The 16,176-nt window shown below is 66.2% G+C and carries 15 protein-coding genes; 7 read left to right on the plus strand and 8 right to left on the minus strand.

Translation table 11 applies throughout. From position 1 onward, the window contains the following. Positions 1-75 precede the first annotated feature (75 nt). Positions 76-510, plus strand: a complete 435-nt coding sequence (arfB, locus tag ACYVF3_RS17270) for an alternative ribosome rescue aminoacyl-tRNA hydrolase ArfB (protein ID WP_461155250.1) — start codon at positions 76-78, stop codon at positions 508-510. Between the two features lie 63 nt (positions 511-573). Then, the gene (locus ACYVF3_RS17275; protein WP_461155251.1) at positions 574-1,521 is read left to right on the plus strand and encodes a patatin-like phospholipase family protein; all 948 of its coding nucleotides are present in this window, start codon (positions 574-576) and stop codon (positions 1,519-1,521) included. On the opposite strand, the gene ACYVF3_RS17280 is transcribed toward ACYVF3_RS17275, so the two are convergent. The 5 genes from ACYVF3_RS17280 to ACYVF3_RS17300 all read right to left on the minus strand — a co-directional run bounded on the left by ACYVF3_RS17280 (position 1,496) and on the right by ACYVF3_RS17300 (position 7,210). Continuing rightward, the gene (locus ACYVF3_RS17280) at positions 1,496-2,359 is read right to left on the minus strand and encodes a hypothetical protein (protein WP_461155252.1); all 864 of its coding nucleotides are present in this window, start codon (positions 2,357-2,359) and stop codon (positions 1,496-1,498) included. The two genes, ACYVF3_RS17275 and ACYVF3_RS17280, sit on opposite strands and share 26 nt — an antisense overlap. A 46-nt stretch (positions 2,360-2,405) precedes the next feature. Continuing rightward, a complete protein-coding gene (locus ACYVF3_RS17285; RefSeq protein WP_461155253.1) occupies positions 2,406-3,038 on the minus strand; it encodes a GTP-binding protein in 633 nt (210 codons plus the stop codon). Between the two features lie 80 nt (positions 3,039-3,118). Then, entirely contained in the window at positions 3,119-3,454 is a 336-nt protein-coding gene (locus tag ACYVF3_RS17290) for a DUF742 domain-containing protein (protein WP_246110141.1), read from the minus strand. Positions 3,455-3,788: 334 nt separating this feature from the next. Beyond that, entirely contained in the window at positions 3,789-4,229 is a 441-nt protein-coding gene (locus ACYVF3_RS17295; RefSeq protein WP_461155254.1) for a roadblock/LC7 domain-containing protein, read from the minus strand. Between the two features lie 32 nt (positions 4,230-4,261). Beyond that, entirely contained in the window at positions 4,262-7,210 is a 2,949-nt protein-coding gene (locus tag ACYVF3_RS17300; protein WP_461155255.1) for a sensor histidine kinase, read from the minus strand. Between the two features lie 828 nt (positions 7,211-8,038). Here ACYVF3_RS17300 and ACYVF3_RS17305 point away from each other — a divergent pair. Together ACYVF3_RS17305 and ACYVF3_RS17310 are read left to right on the plus strand one after the other, a co-directional pair. Then, positions 8,039-8,458, plus strand: a complete 420-nt coding sequence (locus tag ACYVF3_RS17305; protein WP_461155256.1) for a DUF485 domain-containing protein — start codon at positions 8,039-8,041, stop codon at positions 8,456-8,458. Beyond that, the gene (locus ACYVF3_RS17310; RefSeq protein WP_461155257.1) at positions 8,458-10,020 is read left to right on the plus strand and encodes a solute symporter family protein; all 1,563 of its coding nucleotides are present in this window, start codon (positions 8,458-8,460) and stop codon (positions 10,018-10,020) included. The genes ACYVF3_RS17305 and ACYVF3_RS17310 overlap by 1 nt, the downstream gene beginning before the upstream one ends. Before the next feature lie 128 nt (positions 10,021-10,148). Here ACYVF3_RS17310 and ACYVF3_RS17315 read toward each other — a convergent pair whose 3' ends face one another. The 3 genes from ACYVF3_RS17315 to paaI are packed head-to-tail and all read right to left on the minus strand — an operon-like array spanning position 10,149 to position 12,536. Next, the gene (locus ACYVF3_RS17315) at positions 10,149-10,766 is read right to left on the minus strand and encodes a TetR/AcrR family transcriptional regulator (RefSeq protein WP_461155258.1); all 618 of its coding nucleotides are present in this window, start codon (positions 10,764-10,766) and stop codon (positions 10,149-10,151) included. 22 nt (positions 10,767-10,788) lie between these two features. Beyond that, positions 10,789-12,135 (minus strand): phenylacetate--CoA ligase PaaK, encoded by a 1,347-nt coding sequence (gene paaK, locus ACYVF3_RS17320; protein WP_461155259.1) that lies wholly within the window; start codon positions 12,133-12,135, stop codon positions 10,789-10,791. 11 nt (positions 12,136-12,146) lie between these two features. Next, positions 12,147-12,536, minus strand: coding sequence for a hydroxyphenylacetyl-CoA thioesterase PaaI (paaI, locus tag ACYVF3_RS17325; protein WP_461155260.1), 390 nt, complete (start codon positions 12,534-12,536; stop codon positions 12,147-12,149). Positions 12,537-12,902: 366 nt separating this feature from the next. On the opposite strand from paaI, the gene paaZ reads away from it, so the two are divergent. From paaZ to paaB, 3 genes are read left to right on the plus strand one after another with little or no spacing between them, the layout of a single operon-like run. Continuing rightward, the gene (gene paaZ / locus ACYVF3_RS17330) at positions 12,903-14,945 is read left to right on the plus strand and encodes a phenylacetic acid degradation bifunctional protein PaaZ (protein ID WP_461155261.1); all 2,043 of its coding nucleotides are present in this window, start codon (positions 12,903-12,905) and stop codon (positions 14,943-14,945) included. Continuing rightward, positions 14,945-15,892, plus strand: a complete 948-nt coding sequence (gene paaA / locus ACYVF3_RS17335) for a 1,2-phenylacetyl-CoA epoxidase subunit PaaA (protein WP_461155262.1) — start codon at positions 14,945-14,947, stop codon at positions 15,890-15,892. Before paaZ ends, paaA begins: the two co-directional genes overlap by 1 nt. Beyond that, on the plus strand, positions 15,889-16,176 hold the full coding sequence (gene paaB, locus ACYVF3_RS17340; RefSeq protein WP_461155263.1) for a 1,2-phenylacetyl-CoA epoxidase subunit PaaB: 288 nt from the start codon (positions 15,889-15,891) through the stop codon (positions 16,174-16,176). The genes paaA and paaB overlap by 4 nt, the downstream gene beginning before the upstream one ends.

Consider the following 16,176-nt stretch of genomic DNA (forward strand, 5'->3'; position numbering starts at 1 on the left):
GGCCGGGAGGGGCCCAGCACCGGCGGTCCTGGCCACCGCTGTGCCGGGCCCAGCGCGTACGGCATGCTTGGGGGCATGCCCGACGACCTGTCCATCACGAGAAGCTGGAGCATTCCGCCCGCGGAACTCTCCGAACGCTTCTCCAGGTCCTCCGGACCAGGCGGCCAAGGCGTCAACACCACCGACTCCCGAGTCGAGCTGTCGTTCGACCTGGCAGGGTCGCCCTCCGCTCCCGAGAACCTGCGCGCTCGCGCACTGGAGAGGCTCGGCAACCGCCTCGTTGACGGCGTGCTCACGATCACCGCATCCGAGCATCGTGCTCAGCTGGCCAACCGCCAGGCAGCTCGAGAGCGTCTCGCTCAAGTGCTGGCCTCCGCCGTCGCACCACCCCCGGCGAAGCGTCGGCCCACCAAGCCGACCAAGGGCTCGCAAAGGCGACGTCTCGCCGGCAAGAAGCGACGATCAGAGGTCAAGCGCCAGCGTCGACGAGGTGACCCCGGCGACGCCTGAGCTGCGGATACCGTGTTCCTCGTTACTCTTGCGCAGAGATGAGACGGAGAGGGGGACGAGCTGATGCGCACAGCATGGGTCATGCCCGGCGGATCCACCTTCGGGGCCATCCAGGCAGGTTTGGCAACAGCACTGTTCGAGTCCGGCATCGAGCCCGATCTCGTCGTCGGAACCTCCGCAGGCTCGCTCAACGCGGCGTGGTTGGCAGGTGATCCCACCCCCAGCGGAGTCGACAAGCTGCGCGAGATCTGGAAGTCGATGCGCCGGGCGGACGTGTTCCCGATCCAGCCCACCAGAATCCTCGCGGGCAAGCTAGGCCTGTCCAATCACGTCATGGGCAACCAAGGACTCGCCCGCTGGCTGCACGAGACCCTGCCCTTCCGCAGGTTGGAGCAGGCCGCGATCCCGCTGACCGTGACCGCGACCGATCTCGACACCGGTGAAGCCGTCTACTTCGAGGACGGCCCGGCACTGCCGCCACTGGTGGCATCGTGCTCGATTCCCGGGATGTTTCCCCCTGTCGAGGTAGGTGGACGCTGGCTGGTGGATGGCGGTCCGACGGCCTTCATGCCGATCAGCCGCGCGGTCGAGCAGGGAGCGCAACGGGTGTTCGTGCTGCCTTGCGGCGGTACGGAGCCGTTCGAGTTCAACCCAGACCGGCGGCGCGGGATCGGTTCGATCGCCACCTGGCCACCACCGAAGACGCCGCCGCGCTCGATCGGCGGTGTCAACGGTGCCGCTCTCGGCGCGGCGATGGTGTCGGCAGCCCGATTGGACATGCAGGTCAACGCCGCGCGTTGTGAGTTGTACGTGGTGCCTGCTCCTTCCATCGTCGGACTCTCGCCCTACTCGTTCGCGCACTCGAGCGCCTTGATCGACACCGCCTGGCGGGTCGCCCGCGATTGGCTTCCCAGCGCCGATCCCGTGCCTGCGGGACGCCCAGTCGACATCGCGGGAAGACCGGCAGACGATCACAGATTCGGCATCACGGACTCGGCGCCAGTGTTCTGAGGAAGGCGCGACCGAGCAGCCGGCCCGCGCTCAACAACGAACGACGGTCCCGCCGCAAGACGGGCGGTGGATGGACCGCAGATGAACGGGCAGCCACCCGCAGGAGGTCATGCGGTGGCGCCGTGCCGAAGGTGTAGGAGCGCAGCATCGCGCGCGGTAGGGCCGTTCCCCGGCGACTGCCGCTCTCCATCTCGGCGACCAGTTCTTCGAAGCGGCAGAGGTTCTCAGCCCTGATCGCCTCGAACAGCACCTGCCGGGTCAGGGCCGCCGAGAGGAAGGTCCGTGCGCCGTCCATCACCGCGCGCACCGGCGGAGCCACCGGGATCCCATCGATGTAGATGGGTTTGGGCGGGCGGATGGTCCGCTCGAACCTCGTTCCGGCGTAGCTCTGGATCTTCTGGCGATGCGGGATGAGCACGTGAATGTCCGCCGATTCCGGCGGTGACTTCAAGCCGTGCATTCGAGCGGCGTGCAGCCCGGTGAGCATCGCGTCCGGACCAGCTCGAAGCAGAGCGGCGTCGATGCGGTCCCGCACCGTCACCGGGCCAGGAGCCACGAGCACGATCCCTGGCGCCAAGCGAGTCCACGGGCCGTCAGCACGAGCCCAGCGGTAGGCCTTGGACTGGCTGATCCCGAGCTTTGCGAGTTCGCTGACCCGGTACACGCGTCGAGGGAGTTTCAGAGCGACTGCTTTGGCCGCGATCGTTTTCTGCATGCCCAGAACTATCCGCATGCAGGGCGAAAAATCCGTGAAGCAGGCCCGGAAGATGCGTGTGTCGGCATCGCCTGAACGGGTGCATATCCGGGACCCGGGCGGGTATGGGAACGTTCCTGCCAACTCGACGAGGCTGGAAGCGCTCCCACACCCACCGCGAGAATCGCGCTCAGCGGCTGGCCGAAAGGCTCCCTTGCTCCTCCGGATGCTTCTGCATCCACCACTTCATGGCGTATTCGACCAGCCGGATCAGAGATTGCTTGGTGGACTCCCGGTTTCGGGCATCGCAGGTGACGATCGGGACGTCTTCGGGGATCGCCATGGCTTCGCGGACCTCTTGCACGCGGTGGTTGAGGTTTCCGTCGAAGCAGTTGAGTCCGATGATGTAGGGGAGGTTCCGGTCCTCGAAGAAGTCGATGGCCGAGAAGCAGTCGGCGAGCCGACGCGTGTCGACGAGCACGACCGCGCCGATCGCGCCGCGGACGAGGTCATCCCACATGAACCAGAACCGGTGCTGCCCTGGAGTGCCGAACAGGTAGAGGATCAGGTCCGAATCGAGGGACAGGCGGCCGAAGTCCATGGCCACGGTCGTGGTCTGCTTGTTCGGGGTGGCGTGCAGGTCATCGATGCCGTGGCTGGCTTCGGTCATGACCGCCTCGGTGGTCAGCGGCACGATTTCCGACACTGAACCGACGAAAGTGGTCTTGCCGGCTCCGAAACCACCGGCGACGACGATCTTCGCCGAGGTGGTGCTCGGGGACCTGCGGGGGGATCCAGGTCGGGCTTGCGTATCAGGATTCATGTCTGCCCACTTCAGTCATCAAGTCAAGGCTGGATTTCTGCGTTCGGCGCGCTGCGAAAGGGATCGGCGCGCTCGCGGAGTCAGAGCCGGCGGAGTCCACTCAGAACCCGTTCCATCAGCAGGAAGTGCGACGAGCTGCTGTTGTCACTGACGGTCTCGTGCACCGTGATCAGCCCCAGATCCGCCATGTCACCGACCAACACCTTGGCCACCCCGAAAGGGACGCCCAGCATTGCCCCGACCTCCGCGATCGACCTCGGGTGCTGGCAGATCTCGGAGATCGAGTGGTGCTCGGTGCGCCGCAACCGTTCCGGCGTGCAGAACTCGCTCGCCGAGACGAGCGTTTCCAACTCCAGGTGGTGGTTGGACCTGGTCCGACCACCGGTCCACGCGTACGGGCGGATAGAGGTGGACATCGTTTCACCGGCCGGCGACGCATCCCGTGCACTCGGCGAACCGGACTCACGACTCGGTGCCGGGGCACCTGGGCCATCGGTGGGGGGCCACGGCGCCTCCATCCCGGGTGCGTTGGACGATGGCGGACCTGCTGGGGAAGCAGGTTCGCTCGGCGTCGGCTCGGGCTTGGCCTCCTGCGGTCCGGGGTCCTTCTGCGCACGTTTCCGACGCCACCCGCGGCGACCACTGTCCAGGGTGAACCGGTTGAAGACCTCCGCAACGCTGTCGCTTTCCGGCAAGTCGGTGGAGCGCCGGTGTTGCCCAGTCGGGTCCGGACCTTCGCTCATATTCGCCTCACACCGACTGTCCGGTCATCACTCGGTTCGTTCCCTGCAACTGAGAACGCAACTCCGGCGTGAGGATCTGGCCGACGCGTTCGACCAGCAGGGTCATCTCGTACGCGATCAGACCCATGTCGCACTGGGGAGCCGCCAACACCGTCAGGCAGGAGCCATCGCTGATCGCCATCTGCAGCATCAGGCCGCGCTCCATCTCGACGACGGTCTCCGTGACCGCGCCGGCCTCGAAGCACCGGGCCGCACCCTGGGTGAGGCTGAGCAGCCCGGACGCGACTGCCGCGAGCTGATCCGCGCGGTCGGTCGGGAGCTTCGCCGAGGCGGTCAGCAGCAGACCATCAGCCGAGACGACGACTGCGTGGGCGACACCGGGGACTCGCTCGGTGAAGTCCGTGACGAGCCAACCGAACTGGCTCGGCTGGGAATTTTGGGCGTTCATGGCGCCTCCTTTCCTCCTAACTGATTCGGGGTTCACCGGGACTCATCCGTTGACGGTTGTGGGTCGCGAAGGCTGTGCTTGCCTTCGCGGACACCGCGTTGGAAGCTGGCCAGCCTGCCGCGCATCACATCGGCGTCGCGCGGTGGTGTGGCAGCCGAATCGGTGGTCAATCCCGATACCAGCTGGGCTCTGGGGGTCCGCCGCGGCAGACCCGAGGGCGTGTACTGCTCGGCTTCACCGATCTCCGGCGACTCGGTCACCTCGGAGCTCTCGCTCTCGATCGGCTCCGGACGCGCGATGGTGGACTCTTCCGCGTTGGTGCCCGCAGCGTGCGAAGCCTGGTTCAAGCGGTGGCGGCCGCGTTGGACGCCCGCCTGGAAGCTCGCCAGCCGGCCCCGCGCGAGGTTCGGATCACGTGCGGGACGAGCCTCGGCGTCGTCCACCCGGTCAGCGCTGCCGGCCACGAGGTTCGCCAGCGGAACCCGCTGGGGCAGACCGGCGGAGGTGAAATCGGTCGGCTCAGCCGCCGCGACCTCTTCAGCGCGCTGCTTGACGTCGTCGCTGGCGAAGTTCCAGTCGCGAGCTTCAGCACCGTTCGCGGCGGGAGCGGCATCGGAGGACGGCGCCGCCTCTTCTGTCCTCACAACAGCGATGACCTCGGTGTTCGGGCCGTCCTCGGTTCCTTCCGGCCAGCGGAGTTCGGGCTCCGCGTCGGGGTCACCGTCCTCCCGCTCCAGGAACCACGCCGAGGAGAGCTCGTCGAGGATCGACTCCGCGGTCTCGGGAACCTCCATCGCAGGCGGCGGTTCCGTCGAAAGCTCGTGGGCGTTGAACAGGTCGTTGGGCGAGCTGTCCGCGGCGTCCTCTCCGGTGCTCCGGAAGAGGTGGAACCCGTTGTGGGTGGGCGGGTTGCTGATTGCGTCCTGCTCGGCCGCTTCCCAGTCGAACTGCCTGATCAGCGTGTCGTCGTCGTGTCCGGGACGGTAAACGCCGTTGGTGCGCGGCGTGGGAACGGAGACGTCGTCGACCAGCAGATCCGGCTGAAGCGTCATGGACACGCGAACTCCCGTGCCCTCCTGACCGGGCATCAGCTCCACCCGGATGCCGTGCCTGCGGGCCAGGCGGCCCACCACGAACAGACCCATGCGGCGGGAGGTGGACCGCTTGATCTCCTCGCCCGAGGTGAGCCTCTCGTTCGCCTCCGCGAGCTCGCCCGGGTTCATGCCGATGCCTTCGTCGTCGATGTCGATGCGCAGCGAGCCGTCGTCGCCCCGTTGTCCGGACACCGCGACCTGGGTGTGCGGTGCGGAGAAGTTCGCAGCGTTGTCGAGGAGTTCGGCGAGAAGTCGGACCAGGTCGCTGGCCACGTAGCCGACGAGCTTGGTGTCGGGCAGCTGCTGAACGTTGACCCGCGGATAGTGCTCGATTTCGGACACCGCTGCGCGCAGCAGGTCCGCGGGCGTGGTGGGGCGGGTGAAGCGCCTGGCCAGATCCGCACCGGAGAGCACCATGAGGTTCTCGTTGTTGCGGCGCATCCGGGTTGCGAGGTGGTCCAGTTGGAACAGCGTCGCGAGCTGGTCGGGGTCCTCTTCGTCGCGTTCGAGCTGTTCGAAGAGGCGCAGCTGGCGTTCCAGCAGGCTTTGGCTGCGGCGCGAGACGTTGATGAACGAGTCGCTGTAGCTCCTGCGCAGTTCAGCCTGCTCGGAGGCGAGGTTGACGGCTTGGGTGTGCACGTCGTCGAAGGCCCTGGCCACTTCGCCGACCTCGTCGGTGGTCTCGACCGGCACCGGGCGGACGGTTTGTGGCGCGTGCCCGGCTCGGATGTCGGCGACCGCGGTGGGCAGCTGGTGGTTGGCGGTGTCCAGCGCGCTGTGACGCAGGAGGTCGAGCGAACCGAGCAGATGCCTGGCGACCATGACCACGATCGCGCCGGCGATCAGCAGTGCGGTCAGCAGGATGACCGACGAGAGACCGGCGAGGTTGCCCGCTGAGTCCTGCAGTGTGAACGCGGTTTGGTGCAACTGGCGGTCGAGCTCGCCCTGGAGCGTGTTGAGCGCTTGAGCTGCGGTGCGTGACTGGTTCTTCCACGTGGCGGTCGAAACCAGGTGCGAGGAAAGACTGGACCCGGTGTTGTCCTGCTCAGCCATGGCCAGCTGGACCGAGGTTTCCCGGGCCGGTACCTCGGGGTTGGCGTAGAGCTGGTCGTAGCGGACCCGCTGCTGAGGATCGGCGGCAGCGCGGAACTCCTTGACCGCGGCGGTACGTCGGGATTCGCTGGCTGCGAGACGAGCGAGGTTGTCGCTGGTGAAGCTGTCCCGGGCCAGGCCGGTGAGCACCAGGGCCTGCTGCAGCTGCACCTCTTCGCTGATCTTGGCCAGCTCGTGCACGGTGGTGGCGGTGGCCACCAGCTCCGACGACGAGATCTGGCTGATCAGGGTGCGATCCAGCGCCAGCATCACGTCGATGAGCTCGGTGTAGGAGTTGGCGGTGATGCCGGGGTCGGCGCGACCGCCCTCCACGAGCCTGCGGATCGGGTCGAGCTCCGTGGACTGGCGCTCCGTCTCCTGCGAGGCGTATCGCACCGCAGCGCTGTCAGGTGCGGCGCGCAGGAGCCGCTGGGCTTCTGCGAGCGCCTGGTTGGAGGCGTTGAACCTGTTGTGCACGTCGGCTTCGGTCACCTGGCCGCGGACCAGGAATTCGGCCGACAGGCTCCGCTCTTCCTGGAGCCTGTCGACCGCAGTGCGAACCGCGCGGCCTGCTGAGACGACCCGGTCCATCTGCTCGTAGTTGTTGGCTTCGGTGATCTGCCCGCGAATCTGCAGGACGCCCAGCACGATCGCGAAGATGACCGGGACGAGTACAACAGCGGCGATCTTGACCGGGAGCTTCCAGTTGTGCCACGTGATGATTCGAGATGTGGCGCGCGACCACATGGATGCCCGGGTCGCGTTCGCGGGCGGGTCTTCTACTCCGCTGCTCACGACGCAGTCCTTTCCCGCGCGGTCGAAGCTTTCATCGCCAACTGCGCGTTCGTGTGGTGGGCAGGCCGGCCCGCCTCGGTGTGCGCGGCAGGTCATTCGTGGTTGGCGGCGCTGCCTGCGTTTCGGGGTTTTCGCGGGTGGCCGTGCGGTCTTCGACGGCGGTATTCGAAGGCCTGCGATGTCGGGGGTGATCGCGGCGGCATCGAAATTTGTTCGCACCGGTCGTCGGCGTGCAGAACACTACCTCACCGGAATGATCTACTACCTGGATTGAATCCAGTGCCCTGACCTGCGAATTCGCCAGATTGGAGATCATCTTCGTGGGTGGGGCCCGCATCGGTGGGCACTTTGGACACTGATCGTGTTCATTGCCCTAGAGACCGGAAGAGCTTGAGTCACCCGATAGGGAGAACCTGGCCGATCGGATGACCTCCGGGCCGGAAATGACAGGAAGGTTCCCATGCTCGAACCGTGTTATCCTCCCCTAATCTCGCCTCTGAGCAGCGAATACCGGCTTCGGTGGGGGCTCTCTCCGTTCGGTCTCGCTCCCGCCCGGCGTTCGATAAGGTACGAGTTCACTCTTGCTGCAATTACGCGTAGTGACTGCTTGATTCATCAATAGGTGTGGTGTGTCGCTGCCATGGTCCAGGTGGCTCGAATTGATCGTTAGACTTCCGCCCTGGTTGGCATCGCAAGTCGTGCGGTCACCGAACCTGTGGAATTCGAGATCAATGACGATCGAGAACACCAAGGGTTCGGACGAAGTTGGGGGACTTTGCGCATCGGCGGAGAACGCGTCGATGTTTGTCCGATTTCTTGGAAGGATGCATGCGCAACGCCACCCAGCCCCCGCCGCCCCCTCGACAAACCGAAGCGACCTTCGGTGAAATCGACAAATCCGCCAGGCGCACCGACATCGCGCTCCCAGGCGACGCGGGCCCCGACTTCCACCGCATCGCCCAGAGCAATGAGTTTCGCGAATTGCGCGGGAAGCTCCGCAGGTTCACGTTCCCGATGACCCTGGTGTTCCTGCTCTGGTACGTCGGTTATGTCGTTCTCGCCGCGTACTTCCCGGACTTCATGGGCATCCGGCTCTTCGGCGCGGTCAACATCGGGCTCGTTCTCGGCGTCGGCCAGTTCGCCAGCACACTGCTCATCACCGCTCTCTACCTGCGATACGCGGCGAACGAGATCGACCCGCGAGCAGCTGAGCTCTACCGCAACGTCACCGGAGAGGAGCGGCCGTGATGGACACCAACCCGATGCTCAACATCAGCATCTTCGCTGCGTTCGTGCTGATCACGCTGTACATCGTCTACCGGGTCAGCAGCGCGGGATCCACCACCGACTACTTCGCGGCCGGCTCGCAGTTCACCGGCGCGCAGAACGGCATCGCGCTCTCGGGCGACTTCCTCTCGGCTGCGTCGTTCCTCGGCATCGCCGGTGCTATCGCCGTGCACGGCTACGACGGCTTCCTCTACTCGATCGGGTTCCTGGTCGGTTGGCTGGTGAACCTGCTGCTCGTCGCCGAACTCCTGCGCAACACGGGCAGATTCACCATGGGAGATGTGCTCAGCTACCGGATGAAGCAGCGCCCGGTGCGCGCAGCCGCCGCGGTATCGACCATGGTCATCTCCTTCATCTACATGATCGCCCAGATCGCAGGTGCCGGAAGTCTGGTCGCTCTCCTGCTCGACGTGCACAGCGCCGGAGGTCAGGCGTTGGTGATCACAGCCGTTGGTGTGCTGATGATCGTCTACGTGCTCGTCGGTGGCATGAAGGGGACCACGTGGGTGCAGATCATCAAGGCGGTTGCCCTGATGCTGTGCGTGGCGCTCATGACGCTGTTCCTGATGGGCAAGTTCGGCTACAGCATCACCTCGTTGCTGCAGCACGCGGCGGAGAAGAACCCGCTGGGAGAGCGAATTTTCTCTCCCGGAGCCCAGTACGGGAAGGATGCGACCACCAAGCTCGACTTCGTCTCGTTGTCGTTGGCCCTGGTCCTCGGCGTTGCCGGCCTTCCGCACGTGTTGATGCGCTTCTACACCGTCCCCAACGCTTTGCAGGCCAGGCGTTCCGTGGTGTGGGCGACCGTCACGATGTCGGTCTTCTACCTGTGCACGCTGGTCATCGGTTTCGGCTCGGGTGCGGTCAGCGGCACGGATTTGATCCTGGCCGCTCCCGGCGGCGAGAACTCCGCGGCGCCCCTGCTGGCCTACAAGATCGGTGGAACCGTGTTGCTGGGAGTGGTCGCGGCCGTCGCGTTCGCCACGATCCTCGCCGTGGTGGCCGGTCTGACGTTGACGGCGTCCGCTTCGTTCGCCCACGACGTGTACGCGAACGTCTTCAAGGGTGGTCAGGCCGATCCGGACTCCGAGATCCGGGTGGCGAGGCTGACCGCGCTGATCATCGGCGCCACCTCGATCGTCGGCGGCATCCTGGTCAACGGGCAGAACCTCGCCTTCCTGGTGTCGTTGGCCTTCGCGTTCGCCGCCTCCGCGAACCTGTCGACCTTGCTGTACTCGCTGTACTGGCGGCGGTTCAACACGCGCGGCACCCTGTGGGGCATCTACGGCGGACTGGGAACCTGCCTGCTGCTGGTGATCTTCTCCCCGGTCGTGTCCGGTGCGTCGACATCGATCGTGCCCGGCGTCGACTTCGCGTGGTTCCCGCTCAACAACCCCGGTTTGGTGTCGATCCCGGCGTCCTTCCTGTTCGGCTACATCGGCACGTTGCTTGGCGAGAGCGACGAGGAGAACCGCGCCGACGAGATGGAGGTCCGCTCGCTCACGAGCATCGGAGCTTCTTGAGCCGTTTCGTCGCACAAGGGAACCTTCCTGCTACTTCCCTGGCAGGAAGGTTCCCTTGCATCGTGCCGAGGAACGGTGAGAACGAACGGGGAATCTGGTCCGAACCGATCGATCTTCGGTGCTGCCGGTCAGTCCTGCTTGCGGACCCGGAGGCCGTCGAAGGCGACCGCCGCCACCGTGTCGGCGAGCGACTCCGCGTCGGCTCCCTGACGGGGGCGATACCACTCCACCAGTGAGTTGACCATGCCGAACAGCAGGCGGGCTGCCGTCGCGGGCTCGACGTCCGGGCGCAGGTCGCCGTCGGCGGCGGCCTTGCTCACCAGGTCGGCGACGATCTGGTCGAACTCCCTCCGGCGGGCGAGTGCGGCCTTCTCGACCTTGGTGTTGCCGCGAATCCGCAGCAGCAGGGTCACGAAGGGCAACTGGTCGACGAGCACGCCGACGCTGGCTCGCACCAGGTATTCGAGCTTGTCGATGGCGCGGCCATCGATGCTCTCCAACTTGTCCGCTTCCGCGAACAGGCCGTCCAGCCCGCGGTTGACGGCCAGCCGCAGCAGTTCGTCCTTGCTGCGCACGTGGTGGTAGATCGCCGACTTGGTGATCTGCAGCTTGCGCGACAGATCCTCCATGCTGGTGCCGTCGTACCCGCGCTCGTTGAACAGCTTGACCGCCACCGCGAGCAAGGACTCCAGGTCGTAGCCGGGGCGACCACGCTTGGTGACACGGGTGCTGGGCGGTTCCGTCATGAGCGCATTATCGCAAGTCGTCTCAGTCGCGAGGGCGTTGGTCGATGACGCGGCGAAGCTTGCCGACCGAGCGTTCGAGGGAACCGGGATCGACGATCTCCACCCCCACGCTCACGCCCACGCCGTCCTTGACCCGATCGGCGATCTCCGCCGAAGCCTGCCCGCGCCGTTCCGGCGCCGTTTCAGGAAGCGCCTCGACCAGCACGGTCAGGCGGTCCATCCGGTCCTGGCGGGTGAGCCTGAGCTGGAAGTGCGGGGACAGGTCGGCGGTGTCGAGCACGATCTCCTCGATCTGAGTGGGGAAGATGTTGACCCCGCGCAGGATGATCATGTCGTCGCTGCGGCCGGTGACCTTGTCCATGCGCCGGAAGGCCGGCCGTGCAGTGCCGGGGCGCAACGCTGTGAGGTCGCGGGTCCGGTACCGGATGATCGGAAGAGCCTGCTTGGTCAGCGACGTGAACAGCAGCTCTCCGGTCGTCCCGCCGGGCAGGGGCACATCATCGATCGGATCGATGACCTCGGGGTAGAAGTGGTCTTCCCAGATGTGCAGGCCGTCCTTGGTCTCGACCGCTTCCTGCGCCACGCCGGGTCCCATCACCTCGGACAGACCGTAGATGTCGACCGCGTCGATGTCGGCGCGCTCCTCGATCTCTCGGCGCATCTGCTCGGTCCACGGTTCGGCTCCGAAGATCCCGACCTTGAGCGAGGTGCTGCGGGGATCGATCCCCTGACGCTCGAACTCGTCGAGGAGCGTGAGCATGTAGGACGGCGTCACCATGATGATCTCGGGACGGAAGTCGTTGATGATCTGCGCTTGTCGCGCGGTCATGCCACCTGAGGCTGGGATGACGGTCGCTCCCAGCTTCTCGGCGCCGTAATGGGCGCCGAGACCGCCGGTGAACAAGCCGTACCCGTAGGAGATGTGCACCTTGTGGCCGGGACGTCCGCCTGCGGCGAAGATCGACCTCGCGACCACAGTCGCCCATGCGTCGAGATCGGACTCGGTGTAGCCGACCACGGTAGGTTTCCCGGTCGTGCCGCTGGAGGCGTGCACCCGGCGCACCTGGTCCTGCGGGACCGCGAACATCCCGAACGGGTAGTTGTCGCGCAGGTCTTGTTTGGTGGTGAAGGGGAACTTCTCGAGATCGCTCAGTTCCCGGCAGTCATCCGGGTGGACACCGGCCTCGTCGAACTTCCTGCGGTAGAAGGGAACGTTCGCGTACGCGTGGTGCAGCGTCCACTGCAAGCGCTCCAGCTGCCGGGCGCGGAGCTCGTCAGTGCTCAGCCGTTCGGCCGACGAGAGGTCGTCCGCCGGGGGAGCGGCGCCCAGCCTTCGCGCGCTCGGCACCTCGTTGTGCGTGGTCGTCATGGGGGGACTCCTCAACGCTTGATCTGGCCGATGGTCCGGCTCCGGCCGCGGAACTCCGCGACGACCTCAGGTCCGGTGGGGGTGGACCTGTGCACCGTGACGTCGTAGATGCCGTTGCGGCCATATCGAGTTCGTTCTTGCGCGGTCGCCACCAGTTCGTCGCCGAGGTGTGCGCTCGTGACGAACGAGATCTCGGCTCCTGCGGCGACCGTGACTGGGCCGTGGCTGTTGCACGCGGCCGCGAAGGTCGTGTCGGCGAGCAGGAAGACGTAGCCGCCGTGGGTGATGTCGTGCCCGTTGACCATCTGTTCGGTCACCTTCATCCGGGCTACCGCGTTGCCGTCGTGAGCGGCGGTCACGTCGATGCCCAGCGACGCCGAAGCGGCATCGGATTGGAGCATCGACCGCGCGGAGTCGCTGAGTCGGTTCGTCGAGGATGACACCGGGTCCCACCGCCTTGCTTACTGACCGAATGGACGGTAAATAAATCCGCCCAAGTAAAAGCAGCGCGCACGCGGATGTCAAGGGTCGCGGATGTGGATGAATTCCCCCCGGCAGTGCGGCGTGAGGTCGTCGATTCCGCTTGCGCCCTAGATGGCCAGCGTAGGCGTAGGCGGAACCCCTGGCGGCCGTGAAGCCCTGGTCGCGTCGGCGGGTGGAGTGCCGCTGAGCGGGGGAAGGGAACCTTTGACGCTTTCGTTCTCCGGCCGGTCGCGCTAGCATTATTTCCCGACCGTTCGGTTAGTTATTCGGAGAGGCGAGGCGCGATGGCTCAGGAAGCGAGCAAGGTTCTGCGAAGCTACGCCAGCGGCGGCTGGCAGGTGGGCGAGGGCGAAGGCGCGCCACTGCACGACGCCGTCACAGGAGCCGAAGTCGCGCGCATCTCCTCCGCAGGCATCGACATGGCCGCCGCGCTCGACCACGGCCGCCAAGTCGGTGGCCCGGCGCTGCGGGGACTGACCTTCCACCAGCGCGCGGCCCTGCTCAAGGCGCTGGCCTCGCATCTCCGCGAGCACCGCGAAGAGCTCTACGAGCTCTCGGCCAAGACCGGCGCCACCGCTGGGGACTCCCAGTTCGACATCGACGGGGGGATCGGGGTTCTCTTCGCCTACTCCAGCAAGGGCAGGCGTGAGCTTCCCAACGACACCGTCTACGTCGACGGGAGCGTGGAGCCCCTCAGCAAGGGTGGCACGTTCCTCGGTCAGCACATCGCGACGCCGCTGCGAGGGGTCGCGGTCCAGATCAACGCCTTCAACTTCCCGGCCTGGGGTCCGCTGGAGAAGTTCGCCCCCGCCTTCCTCGCTGGTGTGCCGAGCTTGGTCAAACCAGCCAGCCAGACCGCCTACCTCACCGAGAAGCTCGTTGAGCTGATCGTCGGCTCGGGGCTCATCCCCGAGGGGACGCTCCAGCTCATCAGCGGGAGCGCGGGCGATCTCCTCGACCACGTCACCGGTCAGGACCTGGTGTCGTTCACCGGTTCGGCCTCCACGGCGCAGAAGCTGCGCGCCCACCCGGCCATCGTGCGCAACTCCGTGCGCTTCAACGCCGAGGCGGACTCGCTCAACTGCTCGATCCTCGGCCCGGACGCCACACCAGGCACCGCGGAGTTCGACCTCTACGTCAAGCAGCTGGTCACCGAGATGACAGTTAAGGCCGGGCAGAAGTGCACCGCGATCCGGCGCGCCTTCGTGCCCGCCGAGTTGATCGATGACGTCGCCGAAGCGGCCGCCGAGCGGTTGGCGAAGATCAAGGTCGGCAACCCCGCCAACAGCGACGTGCGAATGGGAGCGCTGGCGAGCATCGAGCAGCGCGAAGAGGTCCGGCGCTCGCTGAAAGCCCTGCAAGGAGCCGGGAACATCGTCTTCGGTGATCCCGGCCAGGTCGATGTCGTCGACGCCGATGCGGAGAAGGGCGCCTTCATCTCACCGGTTCTGCTCAAGGCGGATGCCGATCGGGCGGAGCCGCACGAGGTCGAGGCGTTCGGGCCGGTGTCGACTCTGATGCCCTACAACTCGGTGGAGCAGGTCGTCGACTACGCGGCGCGCGGGAACGGCAGCCTCGCGGGTTCGGTGGTCAGCGGTGATGCGCAGTTCGCCCGCGACGTGGTGCTCGGTGCCGCACCTTGGCACGGCCGTCTGCTGGTGCTCAACGCCGATGATGCGAAGGAGTCCACCGGCCACGGTTCGCCGATGCCGGCCCTCGTTCACGGTGGACCCGGCCGCGCCGGTGGTGGCGAGGAGATGGGTGGAATCCGCGGCGTGCTCCACCACATGCAGCGCACCGCGGTCCAGGCCAGCCCCGAAGTGCTGTCCCAGGTCACCGGGCGATGGGTGGAAGGTGCCCCTCGTTCAGAAGGTGACGTCCACCCCTTCCGCAAGTCCTTGGCCGAGCTGAAGGTCGGTGATGCTGTGGTGGCGGGCCCTCGCGCGGTCACCGATGCCGACGTCGCCCACTTCGCCGAGTTCACCGGCGACACCTTCTATGCGCACACCGACGAGGGCGCTGCCCGCGAGAACCCGCTGTTCGGCGGAATCGTCGCGCACGGGTACCTGGTCGTGTCCTTCGCGGCGGGCCTGTTCGTGTCACCGGAACCGGGCCCCGTGCTCGCCAACTACGGACTCGAGAACCTGCGGTTCCTCACGCCCGTCAAGCCCGGTGACGAACTGACCGTGACCTTGACGTGCAAGCAGATCACGCCCCGCGAGAACGCCGACTACGGCGAGGTCCGCTGGGACGCCGACGTCACCAACCAGGACCACGATTCCGTCGCCAAGTACGACGTGCTCACCCTGGTGGCCAAGGAGAAGTGATGACCACGACGTTGTCCGACGAGGAGCTCGAGCAGCACTTCGAGCGCACCATCGACAAGGACCAGCGGATCGAGCCCCGGGACTGGCTGCCCGAGGGCTATCGCAAGACGATGGTCCGTCAGATCGCCCAGCACGCGCATTCCGAGGTCATCGGCATGCAGCCGGAAGGCAACTGGATCACGAGGGCGCCTTCGCTGCGGCGCAAGGCGATCTTGCTGGCCAAGGTGCAGGACGAGGCTGGGCACGGGCTCTACCTGTACTCGGCGGCCGAAACGCTCGGTGGTGATCGTCAGGAGCTCACCGAGAAGCTGGTCAGCGGTCGGCAGAAGTACTCGTCGATCTTCAACTACCCGACGCTGTCGTTCGCCGACGTCGGCGTGATCGGCTGGCTCGTCGACGGCGCCGCGATCTGCAACCAGGTGCCTCTGTGCCGTTCCAGCTACGGCCCTTACGCGCGGGCGATGATCCGGATCTGCAAGGAGGAGTCCTTCCACCAGAGGCAAGGCTACGAGCTGCTGATGACGATGATGAAGGGAACCCAAGCGCAGCGGGACATGGTCCAGGACGCGGTGAACCGCTTCTGGTGGCCGTCGCTGATGATGTTCGGTCCGCCGGATGCCGAGTCGTCGCACACCGAGCAGTCGATGCTCTGGAAGATCAAGCGGCACACCAACGATGAGCTGCGGCAGCGCTTCGTCGACATGACCGTGCCGCAGGCCGAGGCACTCGGTGTGACTCTGCCCGACCCCGAGCTGAAGTGGAACGCCGAGCGCGAGCACTACGACTTCGGCCCGGTCGACTGGGATGAGCTCAAGCAGGTTATCAAGGGGAACGGCCCCTGCAACACCGAACGAGTCGCCCGGCGGCGTCAGGCGCACGAGGACGGTGCCTGGGTCCGCGAGGCTGCCGCTGCGCACGCCCGCAAGATGACGGAGGCGAAGGCATGAGCCGCACCGAACTGCCGCTCTACGAGGTTTTCGTGCGGGGCAAGCGAGGCTTGAACCACGTGCACGTCGGTTCCCTTCGGGCCGCCGACGACGAGATGGCCGTCCACCACGCGCGTGACCTCTACACGCGGCGCAACGAAGGCGTGAGCATCTGGGTGGTGAAGGCCTCCGCGATCACGGCGTCCAGCCCTGATGAGAAGGATCCCTTCTTCGCGCCCGCCGGGGACAAGGTGTACCGGCACCCGACCTTCTACGACATTCCCGACAACGTTCCCCACATGTGA

It is taken from the genome of Saccharopolyspora tripterygii, from assembly GCF_054778355.1.

Coding starts and splice junctions, on each gene's coding strand:
- ACYVF3_RS17305 (WP_461155256.1), top strand. CDS start 8,039: ATGCGCAACGCCACCCAGCCCCCGCCGCCCCCTCGACAAACCGAAGCG.
- arfB (WP_461155250.1), top strand. CDS start 76: ATGCCCGACGACCTGTCCATCACGAGAAGCTGGAGCATTCCGCCCGCG.
- ACYVF3_RS17275 (WP_461155251.1), top strand. CDS start 574: ATGCGCACAGCATGGGTCATGCCCGGCGGATCCACCTTCGGGGCCATC.
- paaB (WP_461155263.1), top strand. CDS start 15,889: ATGAGCCGCACCGAACTGCCGCTCTACGAGGTTTTCGTGCGGGGCAAG.
- paaI (WP_461155260.1), bottom strand. CDS start 12,536: ATGCTCCAATCCGATGCCGCTTCGGCGTCGCTGGGCATCGACGTGACC.
- paaA (WP_461155262.1), top strand. CDS start 14,945: ATGACCACGACGTTGTCCGACGAGGAGCTCGAGCAGCACTTCGAGCGC.
- paaK (WP_461155259.1), bottom strand. CDS start 12,135: ATGACGACCACGCACAACGAGGTGCCGAGCGCGCGAAGGCTGGGCGCC.
- ACYVF3_RS17310 (WP_461155257.1), top strand. CDS start 8,458: ATGGACACCAACCCGATGCTCAACATCAGCATCTTCGCTGCGTTCGTG.
- ACYVF3_RS17295 (WP_461155254.1), bottom strand. CDS start 4,229: ATGAACGCCCAAAATTCCCAGCCGAGCCAGTTCGGTTGGCTCGTCACG.
- ACYVF3_RS17315 (WP_461155258.1), bottom strand. CDS start 10,766: ATGACGGAACCGCCCAGCACCCGTGTCACCAAGCGTGGTCGCCCCGGC.
- paaZ (WP_461155261.1), top strand. CDS start 12,903: ATGGCTCAGGAAGCGAGCAAGGTTCTGCGAAGCTACGCCAGCGGCGGC.
- ACYVF3_RS17285 (WP_461155253.1), bottom strand. CDS start 3,038: ATGAATCCTGATACGCAAGCCCGACCTGGATCCCCCCGCAGGTCCCCG.
- ACYVF3_RS17290 (WP_246110141.1), bottom strand. CDS start 3,454: ATGTCCACCTCTATCCGCCCGTACGCGTGGACCGGTGGTCGGACCAGG.